Raw genomic sequence first — 15654 nt, forward strand, 5'->3', positions numbered from 1 at the left:
CTTTCTTACTTTATTTACCAGAAATAATCCTGACAAAAATAAATGGCATCCCTAAGGGGATTCGAACCCCTGTTACCGCCGTGAAAGGGCGGTGTCCTAGGCCTCTAGACGATAGGGACACTAAAATTGTTTAATGAACAAGCTTGAAAAACAAACTCAATTCCAACTTTAAACTATCTATTATTCGTTTATTTAACATAACGTTTTATAAACCAATAACTAAATTTTTTGGTGGAGCTATGCGGGATCGAACCGCAGACCTCTTCGCTGCCAGCGAAGCGCTCTCCCAGCTGAGCTATAGCCCCACATACTCATTAATTTAAGATGGCCTAATACCTTAAATCAACCTGTCTTCAAAAGTGTTTAACACTTGTTGAAAACGAGGCGCATTCTAAGCAGCCCCCCTGTTTGTGTCAACCCTTATTTTAACTAATATTATAATTTTTTCGAAGAAACGTGCTAAGTGCTCACATAACCAACAAGTTGCTTAAATTTTGCATTAAAATGAACAACCTCAATGGTAATGAGCGCCCCCTTACCTATTGTTTCTTTATCTTTAGATAAATTACAGGTACAGTTTACCTATCATTCCTTAGTTAATAATCACATGCAGCTTAAAAAGCTAAACGTAGTAGCAATTGGTGGCGGACATGGCTTAGGTCGCGTTCTCTCAACACTATCCTTTTTAGGACCCCAACTAACGGGTATTGTAAGTACAACAGATAATGGCGGTTCGACAGGACGCTTAAGAAAACGAAGTAGCTCTATTGCATGGGGTGACTTAAGAAATTGTTTAACTCAATTGGTAGATAATGATTCAATAGGGAGTCAGTTATTTAATTTTCGGTTTGACGGACAAGACGAATTAGGCGGGCATAATTTAGGTAACTTGATCCTTTATGGTTTAGGCCAAATACAATCACGCCCACTAGATTCGATTAAATTAATTAGCCGACTTCTTAAAGTGAAAACCTCCGTATTACCTATGTCTGAAACGCCAACAGATTTAATGGCATTTTACCCTGATCGCCGTTGCCGCATTGGGGAACTTTCTGTCGATGATATGCCTGTAATGCCTGAAAAGTTAATGTTGGCTCCACTCGTCAAATCCTTACCTCATTGTATAGAAGCTATCGCTGAAGCAGATTTAATTATTTTGGGGCCTGGAAGCTTCCTAACAAGCATAATCCCTCCGCTGTTAGTACGTGATATTTCTAACGCATTAAACAGCCGTAAAGGGCATTGTGTCTTTTTAGATAATTTGGTTGATGAGCAAAGTCCCGCGGCTCAGTTATCAATTGACGAAAAGCTCATCTGGATTAAAAATAATATTGGTAGTGTGCCCATTGATAGCGTTATTACTCAAAATAAAACAATAACTTCAAATCAGGTAAAGGTTATTCACCATGAACTGGCAAATGCTAAGGTATCGCACCATCATGATGAAGATAAACTCATTAACGCACTTGAATTATGCATTAATGAGTTAGCGCATATAAACTCAAATAAAGCGACAGGTTAACTTTGGCAGGGCTGTTTATCCCTGCTAGTTATATCATTATTTATTGGCTTTATCTTCACTAATCCTGCTAGCAACCGCCCCTTTCTGGCCTTTATACTTAGCATCTACTCGCATGTTATATGGACGCAATGCAGAACTTGACATCGTTTCAAAATTTAAGGCTGCAATTTTCATTTTAGGGCGTAATGCCAGCGGTAATTTACCACTGTTGTAGAACTCTAAAACAATTTGTCCCGACCATCCTGGGTCAATTCGATGCGCGGTCACATGTACCATTAAACCTAATCGAGCCAATGAAGATCTTCCGTCAAGCCAACCAACAATATTATCGGGTAAAGTTACCGACTCATAAGTTACAGCAAGTGCAAGCTCTCCAGGGTGAAGAAAAAATGCATCTCCGTCTTGAATATATATTTCATCACTCATTACTGCATTCATTGCTTCTTGCATTTCAGATTTAGGTCCACTTAAATCTATATAGGGAGCGGTATGGTCTTGAAAAACACGAAATTCATTGCCTAACCGTATATCAACACTCACACCTGAAATCATTGATTGTTCGGGAGCAGGTTCAATAGTAATTTGCCCTTCTGCTAAAGATTTTTCTATATCTTGATCAGATAATCTCATAATTATTTTTCACTATTATTGTTAATTGTTAGTTGGGTCGTTTTTTTCACAAACCTCAGCTGTTTGCGGACTACGATTATCCAGTTGCAAAAATAACTGCGCTGCAACATTTCGCGCTATATTACGGTACAACAAGGCAATTTCACTAGCGCTATTTTTAATTATTGATGAATTTCCATTATCAGCATCTTCTCGAATAGTAATATTTAAGGGAAGTTGCCCTAATAACTGTGTTTGATGGGCCGTTGCAATACCAACGCCACCACCTTCTCCAAATAAAGAAGAGTGATGCCCACACTTTTCACATTGATGATAGCTCATGTTTTCTATCACCCCAAGCACTGGTACTTGTACTTTATCAAACATGGCAATCCCTTTTACAGCGTCCGCTAAAGCAATATCTTGGGGCGTTGTTATTACTACGGCAGCAGCTACTGGTACTTTCTGCGCTAAAGTTAACTGAATATCTCCAGTACCGGGAGGCATATCAATTAATAAATAATCAAGCTCTGGCCACGCGGTTTCATTTAATAACTGCCCAAAAGCTGAACTTGCCATAGGCCCACGCCATACTGTGGCATCATCTTCTGGTACTAAAAAACCTATCGACATCGCATGAAGTTGGTGTGCAACTAATGGGGTCATTGACTTACCGTCAGCTGAAGAGGGTTTATCACCTTTTATGCCAAGCATTGTTGGAATTGACGGCCCATAAATATCGGCATCTAAAATGCCAACTTTAGCGCCCTCTGCAATCAAAGCATACGCAAGATTCACCGCTGTGGTTGATTTACCAACCCCTCCTTTACCTGATGAAACAGCAATTATATTTTTAACTCCACTAATGGCATGATGCCTAACAGGAGCCACTTGTAATTGAGTCTTAAAGGTAACCGACTTTGTTAAAACACGAGTCAAGCTATCTGCAATAGATTGCAGCTCTCCTTGGCAAGGAAAAGGCATTGTCATCTTAATCACGATATTTTTATTGGTGATTTGAATATCAAGATGACCGCAAACGGCAAATAGTCCATTTGGAAAAGTAGTAGATTGATGATCAACCAGCGTTTTTTCTATAAGATTTTTTGTCTCTTCTTGGGAAATATTGTCAAGTTGAGTGGATGAAGAAGATTCGTTATCTCCACGAGAAGTCGTATTTGAGTTGATACGAGAAAATAATTTTTTAAACATTTGAATAAAGAAGGCAAATTATTAATGAAAATAGGTGTTAAATTCTGTACTATTCGCCTCATTATTACCACCAAAAAAACTGTTAATATCCATGTCATCAGAAAACTCGTCAATTAAAGCAAATAAAAAACGCAAAATCTTAGTGACTTGCGCACTACCCTATGCCAATGGCTCGATTCATTTAGGTCATATGTTAGAACATATCCAAACAGACATTTGGGTGCGATTTCAACGTATGCGTGGTCATGAAACTTATTTTGTTTGTGCTGATGATGCTCACGGCACACCAATCATGCTTAAAGCACAAGAGCTTGGTATTACTCCAGAAGAAATGATTGCTGGAGTGCGTGAAGAGCATATGGCTGACTTTTCAGATTTTCATATCAGCTTTGACAATTACCACTCAACTCATAGTGACGAAAACAAGGCATTTGCAGAAGAAATCTATAATCGCCTTCATGCTAACGGCCATATAAAAACCCGCGTTATTTCTCAGCTTTATGATCCAGAAAAAGGAATGTTTTTACCCGACCGTTTTGTTAAAGGCACTTGCCCTAAATGTAAAAGTGAAGATCAAAACGGCGATAGTTGTGACGACTGTGGTGCTACCTACTCCCCTACAGAGGTTTTAAATCCACGCTCTGTCGTTTCTGGCGCTACTCCGATATTAAAAGATTCTGAACATTACTTCTTCGACTTACCTGCTTTTGAAAGCATGTTGAAAAACTGGACCCGTAGTGGCGCATTGCAAGAAGAAATGGCAAACAAATTAGCAGAATGGTTCGAACAAGGACTCAAGCAATGGGATATTAGCCGAGATGCCCCTTATTTCGGTTTTGAAATACCCAACGCACCCGGTAAATTTTTCTATGTATGGTTAGATGCTCCAATTGGCTACATGGGAAGCTTCAAGCATTTATGTGATAATAACGATCACATAGATTTTGACAGTTTTTGGAATGAAAATTCTGATGCAGAGCTTTATCACTTTATTGGTAAAGACATTATTTATTTCCATAGTTTATTTTGGCCTGCAATGCTCGAAGGCGCAGGTTATCGTAAACCAACCTCTGTTTATGCCCACGGTTTTGTAACCGTAAATGGCGCTAAGATGTCAAAATCTAAAGGTACCTTTATCAAAGGCCGCACTTATTTAGAACATTTAAACCCTGAATACTTACGCTACTACTATGCAGCAAAATTAACGCACCGTATTGATGATTTAGATCTTAACCTTGAAGACTTTGCACAAAGAGTTAATTCTGATTTAGTTGGTAAAGTAGTGAACATCGCTTCACGTTGTGCCAGTTTCATTACCAAACGCTTTGACGGTATGCTATCAACAAATATTGATGATCAAGCGCTTGCTGATGAAGTGATGAATGCCGGTGATTCAATTGCAGCCCACTATGAAGCACGTGACTTTGGTCGTGCAATGCGAGAAATTATGGCGCTTGCTGATAAGGTAAATGAATACATAGCTGTAAAAGAACCTTGGCAGCTAGTTAAAGATGAAACTAAACAGCAAGAAGTTCAAGATATTTGCTCTTTAGGAATTAACATGTTCCGCACCTTAATGATTTATTTAAAACCTGTTCTACCTGTATTAGCCGATAGCACAGCAACTTTTTTAAATGATGAATTAGTTTGGGATGGACACAAAACCTTATTAACAGATCATAAAATCAATAAATTTAAAGCGTTAATGCAACGTGTCGATATGGATAAAATCAATGCAATGGTTGATGCTTCAAAAGAAAATTTAACGACAAAAGAAGTATCGAGTAAAAAGGACAAAAAGAAAGTTGCAACAAAGCCAACGCATAATACGGCTGCGTTAGCTGATCCCTTAGCAAGCGATCCAATTAGTGACGAAATTCAATTTGATGATTTTGCTAAAGTTGACTTACGTATTGTTAAAATTGTAAACGCTGAACACGTTGAAAAAGCGGATAAACTATTAAAGCTAACACTCGCACTCGATTCAAATGAAGAAAACGGTGAAACAAGGCAAGTATTTGCAGGCATTAAGTCTGCCTATCAACCTGAAGATTTAATTGGTAAGCATACTGTTATGGTCGCCAACTTAGCCCCAAGAAAAATGCGTTTTGGTATGTCAGAAGGTATGGTATTAGCCGCAGGACCAGGCGGTAGCGATTTATGGGTGTTAAACCCAGATGATGGGGCTAAACCTGGAATGCGCGTTAAGTAATACTAGATTCACTTCGTTACCTATATAATTTAGTTACTAATAAGTTTATAGCTACCTTGTATAGGTTAACTAAGTTGCCCCCTTATGTATAATCACTAAAATAACGAGTGGAATATAGCGTTAAACTTAAGCCACTCAATTAAACACTAACTAACAAGCACTGGATTTACGTTCCAATTAGCTGAGGAAAAATCAATGTCTACTTATGTAGTAACTGCACTGTATAAATTTGTTCGCCTTGAAAACTTTGAGCAATTACAAAAACCTTTACTTAAAACAATGGAAGATAATGAAGTACGTGGAACTTTATTACTCGCCTTAGAAGGGATTAACGGCACCATTGCTGGTTCAGAAGCTGGAGTTAATACAGTTCTTAACTGGCTAAAAAGTGATGAACGATTGAGTCAACTCTCTTTTAAAAACTCTTATACCCAAACGCCTCCATTTAAGCGCAGTAAAGTAAAACTAAAAAAAGAAATTGTAACGATGGGCGTTGAAGGTATCGACCCACTACAAGTCGTGGGTACCTATGTAAAGCCAAAAGATTGGAATGCCTTAATTTCAGACCCAGAGGTACTAGTAGTTGATACACGTAATGATTATGAAATAGAAATTGGCACTTTTGAAAACGCCTTAGATCCAAATACCAAAACATTTCGTGAATTTCCTCAATACGTGGCTGAAAACTTAGATCCACAAAAGCATAAAAAAGTTGCTATGTATTGTACTGGTGGGATCCGCTGCGAAAAATCAACCGCGTATATGAAAGAACAAGGTTTTGAAGAAGTTTATCATCTTGAAGGGGGTATTTTAAAATATCTTGAAGAAGTTCCTCAAGAAGAAACCATGTGGCAAGGTGAATGTTTTGTTTTTGATGACAGAGTTGCTGTTGATCATCAGCTCAATAAAGGGCAATACGATCAGTGCCACGCATGCCGTATGCCAATAACTGAAGAAGATAAAGCTAAAGACGAGTACCAAAAAGGCATCAGCTGTCATCATTGCATTAATACTGTTACCGACGAGCAACGAGCCCGCTACGCTGAACGTGAAAAGCAAATGACCCTAGCAAGTCAGCGAGGCCATGCACATATAGGTAGTGATGCAGCGATTACCCTGAAAAAACAAAAAGAACTCAAGCAATCTAAAATATTAAGCCAACAAAAAAAAAGCTAAACCTATAGTTGCAACCAAAGATGTATTGTATACTGTATAAATTAATAAATTTTACTTTATTAACATTAACAAATAGCGTATATTTAACAAAATATTTACATTTAAACTGATTTTCTACGCCTCGTTACTAAATCACAATGATTTAAGTATGAGTAACTTCTTTTAGCGTTGTTGCTATAAAAGTTAACAATAAAGAGTAGAAAAGCCGATTAAAATTTGAGATATTTTCATTTCGTTAAAATTATCTGCTAACTTTTAACGAAGAATAGTAGATGAAGAGTCTATAATAAGTTAATGTAGTGTTAGTAAATTTTACAGGGATAGCTTTTTGAACAATTAATAAAGAATTATCACTGGAAAAATTTAACTAATGTAATGATTCACTTGCAAATATTTGAATAATTTATAAATATAGTTAATTGAATCACCGAATTTTACATTTTTTAAGTCACAACAAGATAAGAATTACTATTATGAAAGAATGGTTTTTTTCCAAAGACGGCGAAATTAGCGGACCTTTAGGTTTAGAGAAATCTAATGATTTTATCGCTAAAAACCCTGACGTTTATGCATGGCACCCCTCTTATGCTCAATGGATGCCTGTTAGTGCTGTTGATGAATTCGATGTTTCTGTTCCTTATCCTAAGCCTCCTAATGAAGTACCGAAAGAACTCATTGAAGGTTTTATCTCCAAAGAGCGTGAACTAAGTAAAACCTTAGGGCGAATCGACAACACGCTAAAAGTCACTACTGGCTCAATTTCTGAGTTAGATGACGATATTGATAAATACAAAATGATGACCAAAAAACTCAACGAAGAAGTAAGAAATACGATTCGTGCGATTGAGCAACAGTTTGCGGCACTACAAAAAAATCTTTCCGGTTTTAAAGAAACTGACTAAAGTAGATTAGGTAAAAGTTAATTTCATTACTTTTTAATGTAATGAATAAAGTATTTAACTAACAAATAAGAATGATGATTATGAAAAAATGGTATTTTTCTAAAAATGGTAAAATAAGCGGTCCATTGACTTTAGATGAGTCTTTAAAATTTTTAACTAAAGATCCTGACTTTTATGGCTGGCACCCTTCGTTTAACCAATGGCGTCCTGTTAGTTGTATTGCTGAATTTGATGATGTTGTTCCAACACCGGTGCCACCTGCACAAATACCGCCAGAACTTATTCAAGAATTCGTCGACAAAAAGCAAAGTTTACACGATAAAATAGACATAATTGATGAGAAAATTGATAACTCGTCAACTTCTATGTATGAACTTGAACAAGAAATCAAAATTTATAAAAGAATCACGCAAAACTTAAGTGATGAAGTTAAAGAAAATATTAACAGTATTGAACAGCATTATAGCGGTTTACAGAAAACATTAACTGAACTTAAGAAAGTAACAGATATTGCCAATAATGAAATTGATGAAATTGTTACAGATTTTGACTCTAGAGTTGCTGAAAAGTCGTCTGAGAGTGCTGTACCAGTAAAAAAGAGCAGTAGTAAAGGTAAAAATACTGAGAGTAGCGTAGAAAATAAAATCAAGCTTGCTTCGACTGCCGATAAAAACATTGGTGAATCCAAGCAACAGACCTCAACAGAATCGATGAACGATGGTAAAGGTTTTGGAAGTCGATTAAAGTCTGTATTTAACGAATCAACAGCAAAAAGCAATAAATCAGGTGATGATTTAGATGACGCACTAGCTGATTTAGTTGCGACTGAAGCAGTTAATGGTGATGATGCTTTAGATGAGGCTTCTGAAGAAGAAAATAAAGCCAGCAGAATGAGACGTCGTAGAAGACGTAGATAAGTAAATTAAATACTTATCTTCTCTCGCTAAGTAAATATAGCCCAATGTTTTAATTAAAACATTGGGCTTTTTTTTATCTGTAAATTGTAGTTAATGTATTTTTTTAGTTTGTTTTTATCAATTACTCTGTACACAATATACAATACCTGTATATTGTGTACCTGATAAAACTTATTCCACGATGAATAAAAACATAATACTGGAGCTATATGTAATGTCCGAAACATCACCACTTTCAGAAATGCCCTCTTCTGAAAGGATCACGAACAAAGAGCCGAATGAAGTAACAAGTAAAAAAACAAAACGTTCACCTTTCCCCGCTTCATTTTTTGTCGCAAACACCATGGAAATATTTGAACGGCTTGCCTGGTATGGCTTTTTCACTGTTTCGTCTTTATATATGACCAGTCCAACTATTCAAGGCGGTATGGGTTTTAGTGATACTCAGCGCGGAGCTTTACAAGGCATTGTACCCTTCTTTATATATTTATTACCTGCAATCACAGGGGCGCTAGGCGATCGATACGGTTACCGTAAAATGATGATGCTAGCCTTCGCCATTATGACACCTTCTTATTATATGCTTGGTCAAGTCAGTAGTTATGGTACTTTTTTTGTTGCCTTTATGGGGGTTGCCATAGGGGCAGGTATATTCAAACCACTCATTACTGGTACTGTGAGTCGCTCAACCGATGACAGTAATCGCAGTTTAGGCTTCGGCATATTTTATATGATGGTTAATGTTGGCGGTTTCTTAGGCCCTATCGTTGCTGGTTATATGCGCGACATTAGCTGGGATATGGTGTTTGTGATGGCAGCAGTATGGATTGCTATTAATTTTATTCCTGTGACCTTTTTTTATAAAGACCCAACACAGGCCGATCGAGAAAATTCAACAGGTACAAGCTTTAAACAGACCTTACTTGAAATGCAAGAAGTCCTCGGCAATGGACGTTTAGCATTAACAATACTTCCTATTTTAATCGCCTATATGTTGCCAGGAACAGAGCTAATCACTTTTGATACTGCGATTAACTTTATCATTGCTTGGGCTGCTATCAATCTTGTGTGGAATATTGTCGCTAAAAAAGACAGTCAACACTGGTATGCGAGTAAAATTAAGCTAGGTAATAAACCATTTATAGTGCTTATTTTAATACTCAGTGGTTTTTGGATGGTATATATGCAAATTTTTATCACTTTGCCTTTATTCATTCGTGATTATGTCGATAGTAGTGACTTAGTGCATCTCTTTTACGCAATCCACCCAAGTTTAGGTGAAGCAGTTTCATTTGTTAATGTTGATCAACTCGCAAAAGCAATTCTTGATTTAGCAAGTAAGTTCGACTTAAACCAAACAGATGCTATAAGATTAGCTTATTTAGAACTTAATAATTACAACGTTCGCATTCCACTCGATCAAATTCAATCACTATTACAAAACTCGGCTATTTCAACTACTGATGCGACAACACTTGCGAAAGAATGGGCGACTAACTATCGCCAATTTAAGCCTGAATACATTGCGGCTGTTAATTTTGGTTCAATCGTTTTACTGCAAGTATTAGTCAGTGCTATTTCTGCAAAATTTAAAACTTTTCATGTATTAATTGCTGGCACACTTATGTTAATGGCCAGTTATTTAGTATTAGCTTCTGGTACAAGTGGAGCAATTTTAGGTGGTGCTGTCGCTGTTTTGGGATTATTAATATTCTCAATTGGCGAAATGATGACTTCACCTAAGCAACAAGAATATATTGCCAGCGTAATGCCAAAAGAAAAAGCAGCAATGTACCAAGGCTACTTATTCACTTCATCTGCAATCGGTTTTTTGTTTGCTGGTGATTTGTCTGGTAAAGGTTACAATGCATGGGCGGTACAAAGTAATAGCCCTTCTACTTTCTGGATGTTATGTGCGGCAATTTCCTTAACTACGGCACTGGCATTATATTTATTTAATCGCTTTGCGGCTGATAAATTAGAGTCACAACATAAATAATTTTTCGCACAGGTAACTTAATTTTTATCGCCAATAATTTATCACTATTGGCGATTTTTACTTTTAACAAGGGTTAAAAATGTCAAAAACAGTTTATTTAATTACCGGCGCAGGTAGCGGCATTGGTGCTGCAATAGCGATGAAGCTCGCTCAAAAAAACACGTTATTAATTATTCATACTAAACAAAATAAAGCAGGATTAGGAAATGTCGCTTATGAATGCCAAACTTTAGGCGCTGATGTTATTTGTCAATACGGCGATTTAACACAAAAATCGACAATAGCGCAGTTAGTTGGCACCTTAAAAGAGCGTTGTAACCACCTTGATGGTCTTATTTGCAATGCCGGTTACCCCGACTGGCGTGATTTTGAAGCGCTCGACTCACATGGCCTTCATAAATCTTATGCCATTATTATTGAAGCAACTTTTTCGTTATTAACACAATGCACACCATTATTACTTAATAGTAAAACAGGTAAAGTAGTAGCGGTTAGCTCCTTTTTAGCACATAAATATAAAGTGGGTGAAAGTGTGGTTCCCGCTTCTGCCATGGCAAAATCGGGACTCGAAGCTTTAATTAAATCCTATGCTGCACAATATGCTTCAAAAAATATTAATGCAAACATTATTGCCCCCGGTTATATAAAAAAGAATTCTCCTGACCATCAACCATTAACTCAAGCTTCATTAGATAAAATACTCGCACGTATTCCTTGTGGTCAACTTGGCTTACCTGAAGATGTCGCAAACTTAGCTGAATTTTTATTAAGCGATAAATCCAAGTACATCACCGGTCAATCAATTCAAATCGATGGTGGCTTACTGTTAGGCTAAAATTCACTTTTTCTAGTAAAATCTTATTGAACTAACTTTCTTCTTCTAAAGTTCTATCATGTTATAATCACTGGTTATTAATGGTGCCAAATTCATATAGTGGCAACAACAAAGTTTGATATTCAAAAATGATGAAACATAAAAATAGAAAGCTATCGCTCGTAACTCTTATAATTACTTCATTTTTAATGATGAGCTGTAGTACTAATTACACTGTATCGACCAATGTCGATAGTGATAATTTTAAGAAATATTTTTCTCCCGCTCAAGTCACTATTTATCAAAGTGAACAAGATTTTATATCCTATTATAAATTTATCGGTTTAGTTGAAGGTGAAGACTGCCAATTAAAAGCTCACCATGCTGAGCCTGATGAAATAAACGCAAGAACAAATGCTCGCCGACAAGCATATGAGAAAAAAGCCAATGCAATCATATTCACAGGTTGTGCAGTGATTGATGCTAATAATGTTATTCCCAACCCAGAAAATCAACAATGTTTATCAACAATAGTCTGTTATGGAAAAGCTTATCTGGTAGACAACTCTGAAGTAAACGTTAGCTTGTAATGGACAATATTTCTGAGCTCTCACTTGCCAATATCACTTTAACGCCGATCGGAAAAATTGTTTCCCCTTACCAAGAGAAATTTGCAATTCCACGTCAACCTGGCATCGTAACGGCGGCAAAGGGGAAAATCCTCTTACTATCAGAAGCCAATAATATTGATGCAGTTAGGGGGTTAGAGCAATTTAGTCACCTATGGCTGGTTTTTATTTTTCATGGTACTCAAGATAAACCATGGAACCCTCTTGTTAGGCCGCCACGCCTAGGCGGCAATAAAAAATTAGGTGTTTTAGCAACTCGCTCAACGTTTAGACCTAACCCTATTGGATTGTCAGTGGTAAAACTTGAGGGTATACGACAAGAAAAGTCCAATCATGGCCAACAACAGACTATTATTGATATTTCTGGGTTAGACCTACTTAACAACACACCAATTGTTGATATTAAACCGTATATCCCTTATTGCGATAATATAGCAGATGCTCAAGCAGGTTTTGCACAAAATCAACCATTAGCAACTATAGCGGTGACTTTCAGTGCTAGTGTTGACATTAATTTACAGCACTATAAAAGTGATTTTCCTGAATTAAAACAACTTATTACCCAAGTTCTTGAACAAGATCCTCGCCCGGCTTACAAACAAAATAGCGCAGATAATAAAATATATGGCATGAACTTGTATCACTTTAATATCCAATGGAAAATGACGTCGCTAGCAACTATTGAAGTATTAACTATTGAGCAGTACAAATAATAACCTATATAAGACTAGTCCTTCACTCAACAAATATTTAAAATCAAAGATTGCTTAGAGTTTTAGGCATAAAAAAGGCTAACCACTTTGTTAGCCTTTTAAGTCAAACAATCGATAAATATCTTAGTGTTGATGACCACCAACACCATGAGCATGTCCATGTTCGACTTCCTCATCAGTAGCAGCTCTAACATCAACGACTTCAATATCAAAGGTGAGTACTTTTCCAGCAAGTGGTGAATTCATATCAACCGTGACCATAAATTTACCAGATTTAAGTACAGTCACTTGGCGTTGTCCTTGTTCTGTTTGAACAACAGCGATCATGCCTGCTTTCCACTTAGTTGTGCCAGCACCGTCCTGTAAATGTTTAGCAGGTATGCGTTGAACAGCACCTTCTTGGTATTCACCGTAAGCTTCTTCTGGCTGAAGAGTTACACTAAATTTTTCACCTGCCTCTTTATCTGTAAGCGCTTTTTCTACGCCAACTAACATATTCTTTTGGCCGTGCAAGTAAGCGAGTGGATCGCCACCAAATGATGATTCAAGCACTTCTCCAGCTTCATCTTTTAAAGTGTAATGAAATTGAACAACCGTTTTATCGGTAATTTTCATGGTTTATCCTTTGAAAATAAATTTAAGTAATTGCGTGCAGTGTACCAAATACTTTTATTCTCGCCTATGAGTAAACAATGGCTTTATGCCCAAACGAGTAAAATAACAACGCTTGCAATAATTAAAAACATACCAAAGTATTCAATTAAGCTAATCTTTTCTTTAAAAATGCGGTAAGTCAGTATTAATGTAATAAAAAACTCTACCTGCCCTAACGCTTTAACATAAGCTGCATTTTGATAACTCGCACCTGTAAACCATCCGATAGAGCCAAGTACGCTGGTAACCCCTACAAATACACAGAGTCGCCAATGAGTTATCATTTTAGCTAATTGTGATTTGTCTTGAAGAAAAATCCAGATAAAAGAAATGAGCGATTGCAGTGTGATCATAAAGACTAATGTCACCGCGGCACTGACCATCAAATCGCTATTCAATGCTAAACTCGACTCACGAATTAATAACGTCGTGATAGCTAAGCCTAAACCCGAAGCTAAACCAAAGCCAATCCCTGTAATTGAGCTTGAGTCATTCAATATGGTTTTCAAGTTAAACTTCACTTTTGACACAATAAAAACGCCTACAACACCAATAATGACACTAAACCACCCCATGCCGGTCAAAGGCGCTGAAAATAATAAAGCTCCAAATATAGCAACTTGAATTGCTTCTGTTTTCGCCAAGCTAGTCGCAACAGCAAAATTACGATACCTAAATGCAGCCACCAAACATGCAGTACCAATAATTTGTGCAAAACACGCAATAACCGCATATTGAATAAAACTAGACGTTAATTTAGGCACCTCAACGTCACGAAAATCAACTAACCACAATAAATAAAGCCAAGCAAAAGGCAGCGCATAAAAGTAGCGTACGCCTGTTGTTGCCATTGCATTTAAATGCTGAGATAACTGCTTTTGACCTGCGGTTCTAACAGCCTGCATCGTTGCCGCTAAAAGAGTGAAATAAATCCAAATTTCCACGGAAGAAACGTCCTTCTACTATCCAATAGGTAATTGCGGGCATTATACCTACGCATAGCTATTATTGGCAGATAACTTTCAAAGTCGGCATTTATATGCTGAATCTTTACAATAGTATTTTAATTTAACATCAACATTTAAATAAATTAGCAGCAAACTATTCGATAAATGATAATGCATTCGATAAATCCATAATCAAATCATCTACATTTTCAAGCCCTACAGAAATGCGCATATCAGAGAGAGATATTCCCATTTTTTGAAATTGTTCAGGACTTTGTTCCTGTAAACAACTAATTGCTGGTGCGTAAACCAAGCTTTCGTGGCCTCCCCAACTTACTCCAATTTGAAACAACTTAAGCTGGTTAAAAAATATTTTTATTTTATCGAGATTGTCTGACTTTAAACGAAAGCTCATTAAACCACTAAAACCTGACATTTGCTTTTGGGCAAGCGGTGCTTGAGGAAAATCTGAAAGGCCTGGGTAATTAATATGTGCGATTTGAGGATGTTCAACTAAGAATTCAGCTATTTTAATAGCACTTTGCTGATGTCGAGCCATACGTAAATCTAGTGTTCGAAGACTACGTAAGAGCAGTAATGCTTCAGCTGGTGCCATCTTAGCACCTAAAAGCTCATATTCTCGTACATGAATTGCGTCTATCAACGATTGTTTACCAATTAATACCCCTGAAATAATATCGCTATGCCCACCTAAGTACTTTGAACAAGAATGTATTTCAAGATCGATACCTAACGATAACGGTTTCTGAAACAAAGGAGTAGCCCAAGTATTATCAATAGCTGTTGCAATATTGTGTCGCTTCGCGATGGCAGCTATTTGGGCTAAATCCTGCAAGCTAAAGACAACTGAAGATGGACTTTCTAAATATATTAATTGGGTATTCGGTTTAATCTCAGCAATTATTTCATCGATATTGGTACCTGATACATAACTCACTTGAACATTCATTTTGGGGATTAAAAAGTCATTGATAAGGCTGATAGAAGGCCCATAAATATTTTTTAACGTTATAACATGATCGCCAGCAGATAAAAAATGTAGCATTGCCGCAGACACTGCAGCCATGCCGGAGGCGAATAATTTACTTTTCTCCCCTCCTGCTAAAGTGGCTATTTTTTGTTCTACAAATGCCACTGTAGGGTTATTTCCTCGGCTATAAATTGAGTTGTTAATTTTATCTTCAAATGCCTTTTCTATCGCTTCCCAGCTAGAAAATGTAAAAAGCGAATTTTGATAGAGCGGCGGTACAACGGCGCCAAACTGATCTTGGTATTGATCTTTATCATGTACCATTGATGTGGCTAACTGATGTTTATTTTCCATAAC

At 37.0% G+C, this 15654-nt stretch carries 14 protein-coding genes and 2 tRNA genes; 9 read left to right on the forward strand and 7 right to left on the reverse strand.

The genetic code is table 11. The features are described 5' to 3' along the window. Nucleotides 1–43: 43 nt before the first annotated feature. Both AC27G3_RS07875 and AC27G3_RS07880 read right to left on the reverse strand, forming a co-directional pair. A tRNA-Glu gene (locus AC27G3_RS07875) sits at nucleotides 44–119 on the reverse strand. A gap of 110 nt (nucleotides 120–229) precedes the next feature. Then, nucleotides 230–305 (reverse strand) — tRNA-Ala (locus tag AC27G3_RS07880). Between the two features lie 218 nt (nucleotides 306–523). Here AC27G3_RS07880 and AC27G3_RS07885 point away from each other — a divergent pair. After that, a complete protein-coding gene (locus AC27G3_RS07885) occupies nucleotides 524–1522 on the forward strand; it encodes a gluconeogenesis factor YvcK family protein (protein WP_487120423.1) in 999 nt (332 codons plus the stop codon). A 36-nt stretch (nucleotides 1523–1558) separates the two neighbouring features. Here AC27G3_RS07885 and dcd read toward each other — a convergent pair whose 3' ends face one another. Further along, nucleotides 1559–2152, reverse strand: coding sequence for a dCTP deaminase (gene dcd, locus AC27G3_RS07890; protein WP_487120425.1), 594 nt, complete (start codon nucleotides 2150–2152; stop codon nucleotides 1559–1561). 21 nt (nucleotides 2153–2173) lie between these two features. Beyond that, entirely contained in the window at nucleotides 2174–3343 is a 1170-nt protein-coding gene (gene apbC / locus AC27G3_RS07895; protein WP_487120427.1) for an iron-sulfur cluster carrier protein ApbC, read from the reverse strand. 91 nt (nucleotides 3344–3434) lie between these two features. On the opposite strand from apbC, the gene metG reads away from it, so the two are divergent. The 8 genes from metG (at nucleotide 3435) to tsaA (ending at nucleotide 12705) form a co-directional block, all read left to right on the forward strand. Next, entirely contained in the window at nucleotides 3435–5555 is a 2121-nt protein-coding gene (metG, locus tag AC27G3_RS07900; RefSeq protein ID WP_487120429.1) for a methionine--tRNA ligase, read from the forward strand. A 195-nt stretch (nucleotides 5556–5750) separates the two neighbouring features. Further along, complete coding sequence (gene trhO / locus AC27G3_RS07905) at nucleotides 5751–6731, forward strand: oxygen-dependent tRNA uridine(34) hydroxylase TrhO (RefSeq protein WP_487120431.1); 981 nt, start codon at nucleotides 5751–5753, stop codon at nucleotides 6729–6731. A gap of 473 nt (nucleotides 6732–7204) precedes the next feature. Then, entirely contained in the window at nucleotides 7205–7633 is a 429-nt protein-coding gene (locus tag AC27G3_RS07910; protein WP_487120432.1) for a GYF domain-containing protein, read from the forward strand. Nucleotides 7634–7713: 80 nt separating this feature from the next. Then, complete coding sequence (locus tag AC27G3_RS07915; protein ID WP_487120434.1) at nucleotides 7714–8550, forward strand: DUF4339 domain-containing protein; 837 nt, start codon at nucleotides 7714–7716, stop codon at nucleotides 8548–8550. Between the two features lie 214 nt (nucleotides 8551–8764). Continuing rightward, entirely contained in the window at nucleotides 8765–10549 is a 1785-nt protein-coding gene (locus tag AC27G3_RS07920) for an MFS transporter (RefSeq protein WP_487120436.1), read from the forward strand. A gap of 79 nt (nucleotides 10550–10628) precedes the next feature. After that, complete coding sequence (locus AC27G3_RS07925) at nucleotides 10629–11384, forward strand: SDR family NAD(P)-dependent oxidoreductase (RefSeq protein WP_487120437.1); 756 nt, start codon at nucleotides 10629–10631, stop codon at nucleotides 11382–11384. Nucleotides 11385–11512: 128 nt separating this feature from the next. Next, nucleotides 11513–11953, forward strand: coding sequence for an Rcs stress response system protein RcsF (gene rcsF, locus AC27G3_RS07930; protein WP_487120438.1), 441 nt, complete (start codon nucleotides 11513–11515; stop codon nucleotides 11951–11953). Further along, complete coding sequence (tsaA, locus tag AC27G3_RS07935) at nucleotides 11953–12705, forward strand: tRNA (N6-threonylcarbamoyladenosine(37)-N6)-methyltransferase TrmO (protein ID WP_487120439.1); 753 nt, start codon at nucleotides 11953–11955, stop codon at nucleotides 12703–12705. Before rcsF ends, tsaA begins: the two co-directional genes overlap by 1 nt. 123 nt (nucleotides 12706–12828) lie before the next feature. On the opposite strand, the gene AC27G3_RS07940 is transcribed toward tsaA, so the two are convergent. From AC27G3_RS07940 to AC27G3_RS07950, 3 genes are all read right to left on the reverse strand, one after another. Beyond that, a complete protein-coding gene (locus AC27G3_RS07940) occupies nucleotides 12829–13320 on the reverse strand; it encodes an FKBP-type peptidyl-prolyl cis-trans isomerase (RefSeq protein ID WP_487120440.1) in 492 nt (163 codons plus the stop codon). 83 nt (nucleotides 13321–13403) lie between these two features. Beyond that, on the reverse strand, nucleotides 13404–14303 hold the full coding sequence (locus tag AC27G3_RS07945; protein WP_487120441.1) for a DMT family transporter: 900 nt from the start codon (nucleotides 14301–14303) through the stop codon (nucleotides 13404–13406). A gap of 157 nt (nucleotides 14304–14460) precedes the next feature. Next, a complete protein-coding gene (locus tag AC27G3_RS07950; RefSeq protein ID WP_487120442.1) occupies nucleotides 14461–15651 on the reverse strand; it encodes a trans-sulfuration enzyme family protein in 1191 nt (396 codons plus the stop codon). Nucleotides 15652–15654 lie beyond the last annotated feature (3 nt).

Source organism: Colwellia sp. SU-HH01217, assembly GCF_057543495.1.